The sequence below is a fragment of the Nocardioides sediminis genome, assembly GCF_003047295.1.
GTDB classification, from domain to species: domain Bacteria; phylum Actinomycetota; class Actinomycetes; order Propionibacteriales; family Nocardioidaceae; genus Nocardioides; species Nocardioides sediminis.
On the sequence record NZ_PZYZ01000002.1, the window covers coordinates 166,702 to 182,362 of the forward strand.

Consider the following 15,661-nt stretch of genomic DNA (forward strand, 5'->3'; position numbering starts at 1 on the left):
GGCGGGAAGGGTGCGAGGTCGACACCTAGGATCGACGGGTGCGCATCCGGCTCGACCTGTCCTACGACGGGACCGACTTCAAGGGCTGGGCGACACAGCCCGCGCTGAGGACGGTGCAGGGCACGCTCGAGGACGCGCTGTCCACGGTCGTGCGGGTGCCGGAGGTCCGGGTCGTCTGCGCCGGCCGCACCGACACGGGCGTCCACGCCCGAGGACAGGTGGTCCACGTCGACCTCGACCCCGAGCACGTCGTCCGCTCCGCGGGTCGCTCCGGACGTACGCCGCTCGACGCGCTGGTCCTACGGCTCAACGGCATCCTGCCGCCGGACGTGCGGGTACGCCGGGCCACGGAGGCGCCGGAGGGGTTCGACGCGCGCTTCTCGGCGGTGTGGCGCCGGTACGCCTACCGGGTGGCCGACGACCCCGCGATCGTCGACCCGCTGGTCCGCTCGCACGTGCTGGCCTGGCCCCGGCCGCTGGACCTCGACGCGATGAACGCCGCAGCCGCGCCGCTGGTCGGGCTGCGGGACTTCGCCTCGTTCTGCAAGCGGCGCGAGGGGGCCACCACGGTCCGCACCCTCACGGAGCTCTCGTGGTCGCGCGACGAGACGGGCGTGGCCGTCGCGCGGGTCGTCGCGGACGCCTTCTGTCACAGCATGGTGCGCTCCCTGGTCGGTTGCCTGCTGGCCGTCGGGGAGGGCCGTCGGCCGCCGGAGTGGGCGGCCGAGATGATGGCGGCGCGTCGTCGCGACGCCGCCGTGACCGTCGTACACGCCCACGGGCTGACGCTGGAGGAGGTCGGCTACCCGGAGGGCGCCGAGCTCGCCGCGCAGGCCGAGCGGGCCCGCAACCCCAGGGAGGCCGTCCATGACTGAGGACCACTACTTCGCCGCGGACCCGACCGCGCCCTTCGAGCGCGAGACGTTCACCGCGTCGGTGTGGGGGCACGAGCTCGAGCTGGTCAGCGGCGCCGGCGTCTTCAGCCGCGGCCACCTCGACCACGCGACCGCCGTGCTCTTCCGCGAGGTGGAGCCGCCGGTCGCGGGACGCTTCCTGGACCTCGGGTGCGGGTACGGCGTCATCGGCCTGGCCATCGCGAAGGCCGTCCCGCTGTCCTCGGTCATCGGCCTCGAGGTCAACGAGCGCGCGATCATGCTCGCCAACGAGAACGCCGCGTCGCTGGGCGTCGGCGGTCAGTTCGTCGCCTGTCGCGCGGCCGACGTGCCCTCGGACATGGTGTTCGACGAGATCTGGTCCAACCCGCCGATCCGCATCGGCAAGGAGGCGCTGCACGAGCTGCTGCTCACCTGGTTGCCGCGGCTCGCGCCCGGCGGGCGCGCAGTGATGGTCGTTGGCAAGAACCTCGGCGCCGACTCGCTCCAGCGCTGGCTCGGCGAGCAGGGCTACCCGACGACCAGGCTGGCGTCGGCCAAGGGTTTCCGGGTGCTGGAGAGCCGGCGCGCCTGAGCGCACTCCCCGCCGCGGGTCAGGACTCGATCTGCTCGATGATCGAGTCGACGTCGGTGTCGGAGAACAGCGGCAGGATCACCATCGTCCACTCCGAGCGCTTCTCGTCCAGCGCGTTGGCCAGGTCCCAGGCCGCCTGGGCGTCCATCGGCCCGAGGCGCACGACGTCGCCGGCCTCCGCGTCCTCGAAGTCGGTGTCGACCTCCACCATCCAGGTGTCCGACCAGTCGGCCGCGAAGTCTTCGAAGGCGGCGTCCTTGTCGTCCGGGGTGTCCTCGGCGACGGGGAAGATGAGGCCCATGTGAGTTCCGTTCGTGGTCGGTGGAGCGGACGGGGTCATCGTGGCACGGGTGGCAAGGGGGCGCCTGCGCGGATCAGGTCGACGGCCTCGGCGGTGGACCGGACGTCACCGAAGGAGCGGTGCACGACGTGCAGGGTGGCGTTGTGGTCCCGGTCGCGCATCGCGGCGCAGGCGTCGGCGACCAGGATGACGCGGTGGTCGAGGGTCGCTGCGTCGCGGACGGTGGCCTCGACGCAGACGTTGGTGACCGTGCCGGCCACGACGACGGTGTCGATCCCGCGCCCGACCAGCAGGTAGGGCAGCTCGCTGCGGCCGGGGAAGAAGGCGCTGTGGGCGGTCTTCTCCGCCACCAGGTCTCCGTCGGCGACGTCGAGGCCGGACCACAGGCGGTCGCGCGGCGCCCCGGGACCGCCGGAGGCGGCGTACGTCTCGGCGACCTCGTCGCCCAGCAGCTCGCGGTCGCGCGCCGTCGGCTCGCGGCGGCCCGGGACGACCCAGGCCACGACGCCGCCGGCGTCGCGCAGCTCGCGCGCGAGGAGGTTGACGTGCGGGACGATGCCCCGGCAGTACGCCGACTCCTCGACGAAGAAGGGCACGAGGTCGACGACGACGAGGGCCGTGCGCGCCGGGTCGAGCGACTCGTAGGCGTGCCGGCGGCCGCGGCGCTGCTCGTGGCGGAGGTACTCGCGCTCCTCGACGTGCCAGTCGTGGAGGGCGACGTCGGGGTCGGGCACGTGACGAGGCTAGGTGCTCAGGCGGGCCGCGAGGCGACCAGCACGCCGATCTTGTCGATGCGGTGCTCGGGGTTGTCGAACTCGTCGGACCAGTAGTTGCCGGCGGCGTGGTCCTCGAGGGTCGCGCAGGTGGACAGGGTGATCATCGGCCGCGTGGCCTCGACCCCGGGCCGGCCGGGCACCGGCGCGCGCTGCGCCGCCAGCGATGCCGGCTCGCGGAAGGACGTCCAGCGGGTGCGGGTGATCTCGTAGACGTGGACCGTGTCGCCGACCCGCACCTGCACGCGGCTCCCGTTCGGCAGTGAGGGGAGGTAGCGGAACGGCTCGGTCGAGGACAGTCGGTGCCCGGTGACGATGTGGTTGCCGACCTCGCCGGCCGCGACCCCGCCGCCGGGCCCGCGCGGCGACGCGAGGTCGCCGTCGTTCTGGATCGCGGTCCCGGGCGCGTCGTCGGGGGATCCGCGGTAGCGCACGACCGGGAAGTCGCGCAGCCCCAGGCGGGGGACCGTGAGGTAGGCCCGGCGCGGCTCGGGCGCCCGCGCGGCCTCCGGGGTCGGGGTGGGGGAGGACGGGGACGAGGTCCGCGGCGAGACCCAGGGCGGCGGGGACGTCGGACGCGACTCCGAGCGCGCGTCCGGCCCGGGGGAGGTGGGGGCCTCCGACTCGTAGGAGGAGGGCGGCGGCGTGGCCCACGGCGACGAGCACCCGGCCGTGACGAGCGCGCAGCCGAGCGCCAGCGCGGCCACCCGTCGTACGCGACTCATCCCTCCACGCTAGGACGCGCGCACAAGCGCACCTGCAAGAGTGGGCCCATGACCTACGAGGCAGCCGAGGGCCGCTACGACTCGATGGACTACCGCCACACCGGCAGGAGCGGGCTCAAGCTGCCCGCCCTGAGCCTGGGGCTGTGGCAGAACTTCGGGATCGACCGCCCCGAGGAGACGCAGCGCGCGATCCTGCGCCGCGCCTTCGACCGGGGGGTGACGCACTTCGACCTGGCCAACAACTACGGCCCGCCCTACGGCCGGGCGGAGGAGAACTTCGGCCGCTACCTGCGAGACGACTTCGCGCCCTACCGCGACGAGCTGGTCATCTCCACCAAGGCCGGCTACGACATGTGGCCGGGGCCCTACGGGCAGGGCGGCGGCAGCCGCAAGTACGTGCTGGCCAGCCTCGACCAGTCGCTCGCCCGCCTCGGCCTGGACTACGTCGACATCTTCTACAGCCACCGCTTCGACGCGGAGACGCCGGTCGAGGAGACGATGATGGCGCTCGACACGGCGGTCCGCAGCGGTCGGGCGCTGTACGCCGGGATCTCGTCGTACTCGGCCGAGAAGACGCACGAGGCCGCGTCGATCGCCCGCGACCTCGGCACCCCGCTGCTCATCCACCAGCCGTCGTACTCGATGCTCAACCGCTGGATCGAGGGCGACCTGCTCGACGAGCTCGAGGAGCAGGGCATGGGCTGCATCGTCTTCACCGCGCTCGCCCAGGGGCTGCTCACCGACCGCTACCTCGACGGCGTGCCGGACGACAGCCGGGCGGCCCGCGAGGACAGCACGCTCGCCGGCCTCGAGGACGACGTCCTCGACCGGGTCCGGGCGCTCAACGGGATCGCGCAGGCGCGGGGGCAGAAGCTCGCCCAGCTCGCCCTCCAGTGGGCGCTGCGGGACCAGCGCGTCACCAGCGCGGTCATCGGGGCCAGCAGCGTGGAGCAGCTCGACACCAACCTCGACGCGCTCGACGGCCCGCCGCTGACCGACGAGGAGCTCGCCGAGATCGACCGGCACGCAGTCGACTCCGGGATCAACCTCTGGGCGAAGCAGACCGAGGAGTGAGCGAGCGCAGCGAGGTCATCGTCAAGCCCCGTGCGACTCGCGCCTCGTGCGCGCACGGAACGAAGCGAGTACGCGCATGAGTGTCACTCGCGTGGTCGTGGTGGGCGCCGACGCCGCCGGCATGTCGGCCGCGCACCAGGCGCTGCGCACCGCGCGCCGCACCGGCCGCGAGCTGGCGATCACGGTGCTCGACCGCGGCAGGCACACGTCGTACTCCGCCTGCGGCATCCCCTACTGGATGGCCGGTGACGTCGACGGTGGCGACGACCTCGTGGCGCGCACGGCCGCGCAGCACCGCGAGGCCGGCATCGACCTGCGGCTGGGCACCGAGGTGGTCGCGGCGGACCTCGAGGGCCGCACCGTCACCACTGCGGGCGGTGAGTCCCTCCCGTACGACGAGCTGGTGGTCGCCACCGGGGCCCCCGCGATCGTGCCGGACTGGGCGCTGCGGCCCGACGGGACGCCCCACCCGATGGTCGGACCGGTCAAGACCCTCGACGACGGGGCGGCCTGGCTGCAACGGCTCGAGGAGGCGGGCGACGGCGCGCACGTGGTGGTCGTGGGGGCCGGCTACATCGGGGTGGAGGTCACCGAGGCGGCGCTGCGGCGCGGGCTCGGCGTGACCCTGCTGACCCGCGGCCGCGGCCTGGCGCTCCTCGAGGAGGACATGTCCGAGCGGGTCGCGATCGGGCTGTGCGACGCCGGCGCGGAGGTCGTGCTCGGTGTCGAGGTCACGGGTCTCCAGCTCGACGGCGACCGCGTCTGCGGCGTGACCTGGGAGGGCGGCAGCCGGGAGGCCGACCTCGTGGTGCTGGCCATCGGGGTGCGCCCCGCGACCGGCTTCCTGGCCGGGTCCGGCATCGAGCTCACCGAGGACGGGGCCCTGCGCCCGGACGCGCACGGCCGGGTGGCCGACCACGTCTGGGCGGCCGGCGACTGCTGCGAGGTACGACGACGCCTCGACGACCGCTGGGTCTTCCGGCCCCTCGGCACGCACGCCAACAAGCACGGGCGGGCGCTGGGCGACAGCCTGGCCGGGGGCGACCTGGCCTTCCCGGGGGTGGTGGACACCTCGATCACCCGCTTCGCCGCCGAGGGCGTGCACCTCGAGATCGCGCGCACCGGCCTCGGCCACGACGAGGCGGTGGCGGCCGGCCACGACCCGGTCACCCTGGTGACCGAGGGGTCGACGGCGAGCGGCTACATGCCCGAGGCCGACCCCATCGCCCTGTGGGTGATGGCCGACCGCCGCACCCGGCGGCTGCTGGGGGTGCAGGTGGTCGGCGGACGCGGGGCCGGCAAGCGCATCGACGCCGCCGCCGCGGTCCTGTGGCACGACGGCACCGTCGACGACCTGGCCTGGATGGACCTGGCCTACGCGCCACCCTTCGCGACCGCGTGGGACGTGCTGCAGGTGGCCGCCCGGCGCGTGGCCGAGCGTCTCTGAGCTCCCGTGAAATCGGTTGCGCGCCGGGTGAGGATGGAGGCGTGGACCTCGAGATCGTGACCCTCGCCGAGCGGCCTGCCCTGATGGACGTCTTCTGGGACATGGAGACGTCGTGGCCCGAGTTCATGAAGCACGACCCGATCGGCAACGGCTACTACGCGTCGCTGGAGGAGTTCGCCGAGTTCGTGCTCGTCTGCCTCGACGCCGACGGCGAGATGGTGGCCAAGGCGCACTCGGTGCCCTTCCGGCTCGACGGCGACGAGCTGCCGGACGCGGGCTGGGACGCCGCGATCCGCAGCGGCCTGCTCACCCGGCTGTGGCGGGAGGAGCCGAACGCCGTCTCCGCGGTCGAGATCGCCATCCGGCCGGACCTCCAGGGGACGGGCCTGTCGGGGCGCATCGTCGCCGCACTGCGCGACAACGCCGGTCGCCTCGGCTTCCCCGAGCTGCTCGCGCCCGTGCGGCCCAACGGCAAGACCGACCTGCACGAGCCCATGGAGGCGTACGCCGCGCGCACCCGCGACGACGGCCTGCCCGTCGACCCCTGGCTGCGCGTGCACGTGCGGGCGGGCGGGCGCATCGACCGGGTCGCCCCGCGCTCGATGGTCATCCCGGGCACGGTCGCGGAGTGGCGGGAGTGGACCGGCCTGCCGTTCGACCGCACCGGCCCGGTGGAGGTGCCCGAGGCCCTCGTGCCGGTGCTCTGCGACACCGAGCACGGCACGGCCGTCTACGTCGAGCCCAACGTGTGGGTCAGGCACCCCACCGGGGCGTGAGCCTCAGCCGAAGAGGTACGGGCCGACCACCTTGCGCACCTCGTTGACGCACAGCGCCACGAAGGCGACCGCGATGATCGCCATCAGCACGTTGGAGTGCAGCTTGTTGCGCCACTGCGCCGGCGTGCGGTCGGTGTTGAGCAGCCACAGCAGCGTCACCGCGAGGAACGGCATGAAGAACGCGCCCAGCACGCCGTAGGCCAGGATCAGCCAGACCGGCTTGCCGAGGAACATCATGACCATCGGCGGGAAGGTCAGCCACAGGATGTAGGCGCGGTACCACTTGCCACCGGCGCGAGCGTCCGCGTCCTCGCTGGTGCCGCCGCGCAGGTTGGTCATGAAGTCGGCGAACATCAGCGAGACGCCGTTCCAGACGCCGACCAGCGAGGACATCGCCGCCGCCCAGAAGCCGACGAGGAAGATCTTGCCGGCCCACTCGCCGTACCGGTCCTGCAGCACGACCGAGAGGTCGAGCAGGCCCTGGTCGCCGCTCTCGATGGCGACGCTGCCGGAGTAGAGCAGCTCGGCGCCGACGATGAGGGTGGCCAGCACGAAGATGCCGGTGACGACGTAGGCGACGGTGTTGTCGATGCGCATGACCCGCATGTACGACGGCGTGGACCAGCCCTTCTCGCGCAGCCAGTAGCCGTAGGCCGCCAGGGTGATGGTGCCGCCGACGCCGCCGGCGAGCGCGAGGGTGTTGACGAGGCCGCCGTCGGGGATGCGGGGGGCGAGGCCGGTCAGCAGCTCGGGGACGTTGGGCAGCGTGAGCAGCGCGGCGCCGACCATGGTGACGAACATCAGCCCGACGAGGGCGGCCAGCACCTTCTCGAAGGTGCTGTAGCGGCCCGTCCACACCAGGGCCAGGCCGATCAGGCCGGAGAGGATGCCCCACCAGGTGACCGACAGGGCCCCGGTGAGCCCCGCCAGCGCGAGCCCGGTGCCGGCCATCGCGGCGGCGCCGTACACGAAGCCCCAGACCACGATGTAGGGGCCGAAGTACCAGGTCGTCCAGCGGCCCAGCGAGCGCCAGCCCTCGAAGATGGTGCGGCCCGTGGCGAGCGAGTAGCGGCCCGCGCCCTCGACCAGCACGATCTTCATCAGGCAGCCGACCACCACGCACCAGAGCAGGGTGTAGCCGAACTTCTGGCCGGCGATGAGGGTGGCGACGAGGTCGGCGGCACCGACGCCGGTGGCGGCCACGACGAGCCCCGGGCCGATGATGCGCCACTTGGGGACGGTGGACGTGGCTGCGTGGTTCTGGACGGACATGACCGACACCCTAGGGTGGTCCAGACCACCTCCGACACTCCGGGCGCGGGATTTAACGCGTGGCCCCGGCGCCGCCGGTCGCGGACAATGGCCCGCGTGGGACATGTGGACGTGTCGGGAGTGCGCTACGAGCTGCCCGACGGACGAGTACTGCTGGACGACGTCAGCTTCCGGGTCGGCGACGGCGCCAAGGTCGCCCTCGTGGGCGCCAACGGGGCCGGCAAGACGACGCTGCTGCGGATCGTGACCGGTGACCTGGTCCCGCACTTCGGCGCCGTGACGCGCTCGGGCGGGCTGGGCGTGATGCGGCAGTTCGTCGGCCACGGAGGCATGGACGAGACCGTCGCCGACCTGCTGCTCAGCGTCGCCCCGCCGCGGGTGCGGGCCGCCGCGGAGGCGGTCGACGCGTGCGAGCTCGCGCTGATGGAGACCGACGACGAGGCGACGCAGATGCGCTACGCCGGGGCGCTGGCGGAGTACGCCGACGCCGGCGGCTACGACCTCGAGGTCACCTGGGACACCTGCACCGTCGCCGCGATGGGGCTGCCCTACGACCGCGCCCGGCACCGCTCCCTGTCCACCCTCTCCGGGGGCGAGCAGAAGCGGCTGGTCCTCGAGTACCTCCTGCGCGGCCCCGACGAGGTGCTGCTGCTCGACGAGCCGGACAACTACCTCGACGTGCCGGGCAAGATGTGGCTGGAGCAGCGGATCCGCGAGTCGCCCAAGACGATCCTGTTCATCAGCCACGACCGGGAGCTGCTCGCCAACACCGCGACCCGCATCGTCACCGTCGAGCTCGGCGCGGCCGGCAACCTGGTGTGGACGCACCCCGGCGGCTTCGCGAGCTACCACGAGGCGCGCGAGGACCGGTTCCTCCGCTTCGAGGAGCAGCGCCGCCGGTGGGACGAGGAGCACGCCAAGATCAAGGCGCTCGTGCTGCGGCTCAAGATCAAGTCCGAGTACAACGACGGCATGTCCTCGCAGTACCGCGCCGCCCAGACGCGGCTGCGCAAGTTCGAGGAGGCGGGCCCGCCGACCGAGCAGCCGCGCGAGCAGCAGGTGACGATGCGCCTCAAGGGCGGTCGCACCGGCAAGCGCGCCGTGGTGTGCACGGACCTCGAGCTCACGGGGCTGATGAAGCCCTTCGACCTCGAGGTCTGGTACGGCGAGCGGGTCGCCGTCCTGGGGTCCAACGGCTCCGGCAAGTCGCACTTCCTCCGCCTGCTGGCGGCCGGCGGCAGCGACCCGGACGTCGAGCACCGCCCCGTCGGCGACCCGCCCGCGCCGGTGCCGCACACCGGCAAGGCCAAGCTCGGCGCCCGGGTGCGACCCGGTTGGTTCGTGCAGACCCACGACCACCCCGAGCTGCGGGGGCGGACGCTGCTGGACATCCTGCACCGGGGCGACGGCCTGCCCGCCGGTCAGGGCCGGGCCGGCATGGGGCGCGAGCAGGCCAGCCGGGTGCTGGACCGCTACGAGCTCGCGCACGCGGGGGAGCAGACCTTCGACTCGCTCTCGGGCGGCCAGCAGGCGCGCTTCCAGATCCTGCTGCTCGAGCTGAGCGGAGCGACCCTCCTGCTGCTCGACGAGCCCACCGACAACCTGGACGTGCAGAGCGCCGAGGCGCTCGAGGCGGGCCTCGAGGCGTTCGAGGGCACGGTGCTCGCGGTGACCCACGACCGCTGGTTCGCGCGCGGCTTCGACCGGTTCCTGGTCTACGGCGCCGACGGCGAGGTCTACGAGTCCGACGGTCCCGTCTGGGACGAGGGCCGGGTGGCCCGCGCCCGATGAGCGAGCTGGAGATCCGCGAGCTCGACGCCTCCGACGACGCCGCCATGGCCGCCTGGCACCGCGCCTACGCCGCCGCCGAGCGTCACGAGCTCGGCGACGCCGCGGGCGTGTGGCAGCGGGAGGAGGTGCGCGCCCTGATGCTCGACCGCGGCTCGCACTCGTGGAGCGGCGGTTGGTCGGGCCTGGTCGACGGCGAGACCGTGGCCACCGGCTGGATGCGCACGCCGCTGCTCGACAACCTCGAGCTGGCCGACCTCACGGTGCACGTCCTGCCCGGTCACCGGCGGCGCGGCCACGCCTCGGCGATGCTCGCCCACCTCGAGGACGAGGCACGCGCCCGTGGCCGCCGGGTCCTGACCGCGCTCGCCTCCTGGCCGTACGACGCGGGGTCCGACGGGACGGGAGCGTCCGGGCCCGGCCTCGCGGCGGCCCGTGGCTGGTCGCTCGCGCTCTCGGAGGTGCAGCGCGAGCTGCGGCTGCCCGTGGCCGAGGAGGTGCTCGACCGCTTGGCGCGGGAGGCGGCGCGCGCCCACGCGGCGTACACGCTCCGGTCGTGGGCGGGACCGGTCCCCGACGAGCTGCTCCAGGGCTGGGCCGAGGTGACGTCCAGCCTGGCGACCCAGGCGCCGACCGGCGACTTGGAGCTGGAGCCGGAGGCGGTCAGCGCCGCGGCGGTCCGGGAGCGGGAGGCGGTGCTGGAGCGGCAGGGCCGGACGAAGTACAACACCGTGGCCCTGGACGCCGACGGCGTCGTGGTGGCCTACTCCGACCTGGCCACCACGGTGCACGAGCCGGGGCGGGCCTACCAGTGGGGCACGCTGGTCCGGGGCGAGCACCGGGGCCACCGGCTCGGGATCGCGGTCAAGGTGGCCAACCTGCGGCTCCTCCAGCGCGAGCGGCCGGACGTCACCCGGCTGACCACCTACAACGCCGAGGTCAACGCCCACATGATCGGCGTCAACGAGGCCATGGGCTTCGTCCCGGTGGCCCGGCTCGGGGACTTCCAGAAGCGCCTGGACTGACCGGGCTCGGCCCGACCGGACCGGCGTGCGACCGGCCCGGAGAGGTCCATCGGCCCCACGGGGCGAGGTCGAAGGGCGCTGTTGCCGGGCCTCGGGTCCGCCGAGACTGGGAAGGACGCCGGCACGGGAGGAGACCCGCGATGGAACGCCTGACCCCCTTGGCGACCGCCTTCCTCGACGCGGAGGACGTGGACCCGCGGGCGTCGCTGGCCATCGGGTCGATGGCCGTCTTCGAGGGGCCGGCGCCCTCGTTCGAGGACTTCGTGGCGCACATCGCCGGACGCCTCCCCCTGATCCCGCGCTACCGGCAGAAGCTGGCGACCGTCCCGTTCGGCCTCTCGGCGCCGGGCTGGGTCGACGACCCCGGCTTCGACATCCGGTGGCACGTGCGCAACACCGCCCTGCCCGCACCCGGGGGGCCGGAGGAGATCGGCCGCCTGATGAGCCGGGTGATGTCACGACGCATGGACCGGGACCGCCCGCTGTGGGAGTACTGGTTCTGCGAAGGGCTCGCCGACGGGCGCTGGGGCCTGCTGTCCAAGCTGCACCACAGCCTCGCCGACGGTGTCTCCGGCACGGACATCTACCAGCTGGTGCTCGACCCGACCCCGACGCCGCGTCCCCCCGTCCCGGACGACTGGACGCCTGCCGCGCCCCCGTCGAGGACGGCCGCGGCGGCGGGCGCGGCATGGCAGCTCGCGACGTCGCCGGTCACGGTCGCCCGCGCCGTGGTCACCTCCCTCACGGACCCGCGACGGCTCGCGCGCACCGCCCGCGAGACCGCACGTGGCCTGGTGACGATGGTCCCGGCACTGCGTCCGGTCGAGCACACCTCACTGACCGGCCCCCTCGAGGGGAGCCGGCGCTACACCTGGACGGACGTCTCGCTCGAGGACGTGCGCGTGGTGCGGAGGCGCCACGGCGTCACGGTGAACGACGTCGCCCTGGCCGCGGTGAGCGGCGGGTTCCGGGTGCTGCTGATGTCGCGGGGGGAGGAGCCCGGAGCCCACGCCCTGCGCTCGCTGGTCCCCGTCTCGACGCGCGAGCCCGGCGCCGAGTCGATCCCCGACAACCGGGTCTCCCTGATGCTGCCCTACCTCCCGGTGGAGCTCGCCGACCCGGTCGAGCGGCTGACGGCCGTCCGGGACCGGGTCCGCGACCTGCGCGAGGGGCGCGAGCCCGAGGCGGGCGGCAGCGTCACCGCGGCTGCGGAGATCGCCCCGTTCCCGCCGGTCGCGTGGGGGATCCGCCTGGGACTGCGACTGCCGCAGCGGCACATCGCCACGGTGACGACCAACGTCCCGGGTCCGCGCACGACGCTGTACGCGCTCGGTCGCGAGGCCCAGGCGATGCTGCCCTACGTCCCCATCGCGGACCGGGTGCGGATCGGCGTGGCGATGTTCTCCTACCGCGACACGCTCACCTTCGGGCTCACCGGCGACTACGACACGGCGCCCGACCTCCAGGTGCTCGCCGACGGGATCGCCGCCTCCCTCGCCGAGCTCGTCGCGGTGTCGCGGCAGGCGCCCGGGACAGGACGCGGCAGCGAGGACGCCAGCCGGACGCGCTGACGGCCCCGACCCTTCTCGCACGTGCGGGGGTCGGGGCCGTCCTGGCTCGCTCAGCTGGTCGGGACGCCGCTCTCCGGCGGTGCGTCGTCGGCCTGGCCGGAGTCGTCGGTGGTGATCTCGGCGTCCTCGCCGATGTCGGTCACCAGGACGTCGGTGAGGTCCTCGCCCTTGCCTCCCTTGAGTTCGACGACGCGGACGCCGGCGATGCCCATGTGGCTGTCGGCGCTGTAGCGGAACGGCGCGAGCTGCGGGCCCTCCCAGTCGGCGCCCTGCTCCTCGATGGCCTCGACCAGGCCCTCGCGGGTGAGGTCCTCGCCGGCTGCCTCGAGCGCCTGGACGAACGCATAGGCCTGGGACATGCCGTAGATCCGGTAGTTGGTGAGCTCGCCACCCTCACCGTGCTCGTCCCACACCTTCTGCCACAGCTGCACCCACGGGTCCTCGGGGCTGTCGATGCCGGGGATGTACTCGGTGGTCAGCACGCCGTCGAGCGCCGAGGAGCTGCCCGCGACGGCGCCCTCGGAGAATCGCTCCAGCAGCGAGCCGACCAGCGCCGGGTCGGAGCCGATGTTGGCGTAGAACCACTTCGGCTTGTAGCCCGTCTTGAGCGCCACCAGCTGGCTCAGCGCGGTGTAGGAGGGAGTGTTGAACGCCAGCACCAGGTCGGCCTTGGCGGCCTGCAGCCCCGAGATCTGCGGGGCGACGTCGGTGTTGCCGGAGGTGTAGCGCTCGACCGCGACGATCTGGTCGTCGACGAACTGCCGCACACCCTTCTCGGCGTCCTCGCCCAGGTCGTCGTCCTGGAGGAACAGGCCGACCTTGGCGTCGGGCATGTTCTCCGCCACCCATTGGCCGATGATCTTGCCCTCGATCTCGTAGTCGGGCTGCCAGCCGAAGGTCATCGGGCGGTTCTCGACGTCGTCGCCCCACTGGAGCGACCCCGACGACACCATCAGCTGCGGGACGCCCTCGTCGTTGAGGTAGTCGGCGACCGAGGCCTGCGTGGGCGTGCCCAGCGACCCGACGGTGGCGAAGACCTCCTCCTTGAGCACCAGCTCGTTGGTGACCGTGCTGGTGTTGGTCGGGTTGTAGCCGTCGTCCTTGACGATGTAGTCGATCTGGCGCCCGTGCACGCCGCCCTGCTCGTTGACGAAGTCGAAGTAGGCCTGCGCGCCCGTCGGGATCTCGGAGTATCCGGGAGCGGCGACGCCGGTCAGCGGGAAGGTGCCGCCGATGGTGACGGTGTCCTCGGTGACGCCCGGGTCGGCGGCGGCCGCCTCGCCGTCGGAGGAGTCGCGTCCGCCGGCGCCGCACGCCGTGAGCGCGAGGGCCGCGGCGAGCGTGGCGACCAGTGGGCCGGTGCCCCGGATGTGTCTCGTCATGATGCTGTTCCCTTCGATGTGGTGGCAGGGGTGGTGCCGGCGGTCTCGGTGGTGTCCGCGTGGGGGTCGGTGGTCGTGCCGGTGCCGGACGTGGTGCCGGTGGCAGGGGGCTCGGCGCTCGCGGGCGTACGACGACGCGCACGGGCGCGCAGCAGCGCGCCGCGCAGCGACCCGACGATGCCGGCGGGGGCGAGCAGGATCACGGCGACCATCACCAGCCCGTAGACGAGCGGCGCCAGCTCCGCGGCCTGGATGTCGCTGAGCCCGGCGTCGGTGCCGATGTCGGTCACGACGCTGGGCAGGAAGGTCAGCAGCGCGGCGCCGATCAGCGCCCCGGCGAGGCTGCCGAGGCCGCCGAGCACGATCGCGGCGAGCAGCGTGAGGCTGAGGGTCAGCGTGAAGGCGCTCGGTGCGGCCAGCTTGACGGTGAAGGCGAGGATGGCGCCGGCGGCACCCGCAGCGGCCGCGCTGACCATGAAGGCGGAGACCCGGGCGCGGCCCAGGTCGATCCCGGCCAGCTCGGCGGCGACCTCGTCGTCGCGCACCGCCCGCCAGCGGCGTCCCGTCCGGCCGGCGCCGAGGTTGGCGAGCAGGACGAAGACGACGATGAGCGTCAGCCACGCGACGTACGCGGTGAAGCGGGAGCGGGTGAGGTCCTGGCCGGTCACGAAGAAGACCGCGTCCAGCACCCACACCGGGATGTCGGGCATCACCACCCGCAGGCCCTGCTCGCCCCCGAGGGTCTCCTTGAAGTAGAGGGCGATGCCGGGGACCGCGACGGCCAGCGCCAGCGTCGCGCCGGCGAGGTAGGGGCCGTGGAGGCGGGCGGCGGCGAGGCCGACGGCGGCGCCCACCGCCAGGGTGACCACCACCGCGACGAGGACGACCACCGACAGGGGGAGGGACGACTCGTTGTCGGGGAGCAGCAGCGCCGAGGTGTAGGCGCCGATGGCCATCAGGGCGCCGTGGCCGAGGGAGAGCTGCCCGTTGAGGCCGGTCAGGACGGTCAGGCCGCCGGCGGCGATGCCGAGGTAGGCCATCGAGGCCAGCTGGGTGTTGCGGTAGTCCGAGACGCTCTCGAGCACCATCACGACGACCACGAGGCCGAGCAGGGCGGCGGCGAGGTGGCGGGCCAGGACGTGGTCCCGCAGCGAGGAGATCCGCGCGCGCATCAGACCCTCCGCTCCGCGGCCTGGGCGAAGAGCCCGCCGGGCTTGAGGGTGAGGACCAGCATCAGGATCACCAGCGCCGCGAGGGCGACGAGCTGGCTGCCGACGTACCCGCTCACGAAGCTCAGCGAGACGCCGAGGATGAGCCCGCCGACCACCGCCCCCAGCGGGCTGTCCAGCCCGCCGAGGACGGCCGCGACGAAGCCGAAGACGACCACCGAGTCCATGTACGACGGGTGGACCAGGCCGCCGCCGGCGATCAGCAGGCCGGCCAGCGAGCCGACCAGCGACGCCAGCGCCCAGCCGAGGGTGAGCATCGCGCCGACCTTGACGCCGAGCAGCCGTGCGACCTCCTGGTTGAACGCCGACGCGCGCATCCGCAGGCCGACGTCGGTGAAGCGGAAGAGGGCCACGAGGAGGCCCATCACGACCAGCACCGAGACGATGGTGAAGATGCCGAAGCCGTTGAGCGCGATGGTGGTGCCGCCGACCGTGATCCCCTCGAGCCCGAACGGCGCCGGGAAGGAGCGGTAGCGGTTGCCGAAGACCACGGCGGCCAGCGCGTGCAGGACGATGAAGAGGCCCAGGGTGAGGATCACCGCGTTGATCTCGGCCTTGCCCTCCACCGGCCGGATCACCACCCGCTCGAGGAAGGCGCCGAGCACCAGGCCGGAGAGGAGGGCGGCGACGAAGCCGAGCCAGTAGCTGTGGCCGGCGTCGATCACGACCAGCGCGACGAACGTGGTCACCATCGCCATGGGCGCCTGGGCGAAGTTGACGATGCGGGTCGAGCGCCAGATCAGCACCAGCGCGAGGGCGAAGGCCGCGTAGACCATGCCGAGCGTCAGGCCGGTGAGGGCGGTGTTGAGGAACTGCTGCACGGGGGCTCCT

Annotated in this window: 15 protein-coding genes; 8 read left to right on the plus strand and 7 right to left on the minus strand. The window is 73.2% G+C overall.

All coding sequences use genetic code 11. From position 1 onward, the window contains the following. Positions 1-38: 38 nt before the first annotated feature. Together truA and DAI17_RS05640 are read left to right on the plus strand one after the other, a co-directional pair. Complete coding sequence (gene truA / locus DAI17_RS05635; protein WP_107771935.1) at positions 39-875, plus strand: tRNA pseudouridine(38-40) synthase TruA; 837 nt, start codon at positions 39-41, stop codon at positions 873-875. Then, positions 868-1,467 (plus strand): class I SAM-dependent methyltransferase, encoded by a 600-nt coding sequence (locus DAI17_RS05640; protein WP_107771936.1) that lies wholly within the window; start codon positions 868-870, stop codon positions 1,465-1,467. Before truA ends, DAI17_RS05640 begins: the two co-directional genes overlap by 8 nt. Before the next feature lie 19 nt (positions 1,468-1,486). On the opposite strand, the gene DAI17_RS05645 is transcribed toward DAI17_RS05640, so the two are convergent. The 3 genes from DAI17_RS05645 to DAI17_RS05655 are packed head-to-tail and all read right to left on the minus strand — an operon-like array spanning position 1,487 to position 3,266. After that, on the minus strand, positions 1,487-1,768 hold the full coding sequence (locus DAI17_RS05645) for a hypothetical protein (protein WP_107771937.1): 282 nt from the start codon (positions 1,766-1,768) through the stop codon (positions 1,487-1,489). A 35-nt stretch (positions 1,769-1,803) separates the two neighbouring features. Next, positions 1,804-2,502 carry an isochorismatase family cysteine hydrolase gene (locus tag DAI17_RS05650; protein WP_107771938.1) on the minus strand — a complete coding sequence of 233 codons (699 nt, stop codon included), beginning with the start codon at positions 2,500-2,502 and terminating at the stop codon, positions 1,804-1,806. A 17-nt stretch (positions 2,503-2,519) separates the two neighbouring features. Further along, the gene (locus tag DAI17_RS05655) at positions 2,520-3,266 is read right to left on the minus strand and encodes a sortase domain-containing protein (protein ID WP_107771939.1); all 747 of its coding nucleotides are present in this window, start codon (positions 3,264-3,266) and stop codon (positions 2,520-2,522) included. Between the two features lie 48 nt (positions 3,267-3,314). Between DAI17_RS05655 and mgrA the strand changes: the two genes are divergently transcribed. The 3 genes from mgrA (at position 3,315) to DAI17_RS05670 (ending at position 6,563) form a co-directional block, all read left to right on the plus strand. Continuing rightward, on the plus strand, positions 3,315-4,340 hold the full coding sequence (mgrA, locus tag DAI17_RS05660) for an L-glyceraldehyde 3-phosphate reductase (protein ID WP_107771940.1): 1,026 nt from the start codon (positions 3,315-3,317) through the stop codon (positions 4,338-4,340). 76 nt (positions 4,341-4,416) lie between these two features. Beyond that, on the plus strand, positions 4,417-5,787 hold the full coding sequence (locus DAI17_RS05665; RefSeq protein WP_107771941.1) for an FAD-dependent oxidoreductase: 1,371 nt from the start codon (positions 4,417-4,419) through the stop codon (positions 5,785-5,787). 41 nt (positions 5,788-5,828) lie between these two features. Then, positions 5,829-6,563 carry an N-acetyltransferase gene (locus DAI17_RS05670; protein WP_107771942.1) on the plus strand — a complete coding sequence of 245 codons (735 nt, stop codon included), beginning with the start codon at positions 5,829-5,831 and terminating at the stop codon, positions 6,561-6,563. Between the two features lie 3 nt (positions 6,564-6,566). Here the strand turns inward: DAI17_RS05670 and DAI17_RS05675 are convergent, their stop codons facing one another. Next, positions 6,567-7,835 carry an Nramp family divalent metal transporter gene (locus tag DAI17_RS05675; RefSeq protein WP_107772510.1) on the minus strand — a complete coding sequence of 423 codons (1,269 nt, stop codon included), beginning with the start codon at positions 7,833-7,835 and terminating at the stop codon, positions 6,567-6,569. Between the two features lie 96 nt (positions 7,836-7,931). Between DAI17_RS05675 and DAI17_RS05680 the strand changes: the two genes are divergently transcribed. The 3 genes from DAI17_RS05680 to DAI17_RS05690 all read left to right on the plus strand — a co-directional run bounded on the left by DAI17_RS05680 (position 7,932) and on the right by DAI17_RS05690 (position 12,219). Further along, the gene (locus DAI17_RS05680; protein WP_107772511.1) at positions 7,932-9,626 is read left to right on the plus strand and encodes an ABC-F family ATP-binding cassette domain-containing protein; all 1,695 of its coding nucleotides are present in this window, start codon (positions 7,932-7,934) and stop codon (positions 9,624-9,626) included. Then, entirely contained in the window at positions 9,623-10,648 is a 1,026-nt protein-coding gene (locus DAI17_RS05685) for a GNAT family N-acetyltransferase (protein WP_107771943.1), read from the plus strand. Before DAI17_RS05680 ends, DAI17_RS05685 begins: the two co-directional genes overlap by 4 nt. A 140-nt stretch (positions 10,649-10,788) precedes the next feature. Then, entirely contained in the window at positions 10,789-12,219 is a 1,431-nt protein-coding gene (locus DAI17_RS05690) for a wax ester/triacylglycerol synthase family O-acyltransferase (RefSeq protein WP_107771944.1), read from the plus strand. 50 nt (positions 12,220-12,269) lie between these two features. Here DAI17_RS05690 and DAI17_RS05695 read toward each other — a convergent pair whose 3' ends face one another. Genes DAI17_RS05695 through DAI17_RS05705 form a run of 3 tightly spaced genes read right to left on the minus strand, consistent with a single transcriptional unit; the run spans position 12,270 to position 15,651 of the window. Then, positions 12,270-13,601, minus strand: a complete 1,332-nt coding sequence (locus DAI17_RS05695) for an ABC transporter substrate-binding protein (RefSeq protein ID WP_107771945.1) — start codon at positions 13,599-13,601, stop codon at positions 12,270-12,272. Further along, on the minus strand, positions 13,598-14,773 hold the full coding sequence (locus DAI17_RS05700) for a branched-chain amino acid ABC transporter permease (RefSeq protein ID WP_107771946.1): 1,176 nt from the start codon (positions 14,771-14,773) through the stop codon (positions 13,598-13,600). Before DAI17_RS05700 ends, DAI17_RS05695 begins: the two co-directional genes overlap by 4 nt. After that, the gene (locus DAI17_RS05705) at positions 14,773-15,651 is read right to left on the minus strand and encodes a branched-chain amino acid ABC transporter permease (protein WP_107771947.1); all 879 of its coding nucleotides are present in this window, start codon (positions 15,649-15,651) and stop codon (positions 14,773-14,775) included. Before DAI17_RS05705 ends, DAI17_RS05700 begins: the two co-directional genes overlap by 1 nt. Positions 15,652-15,661 lie beyond the last annotated feature (10 nt).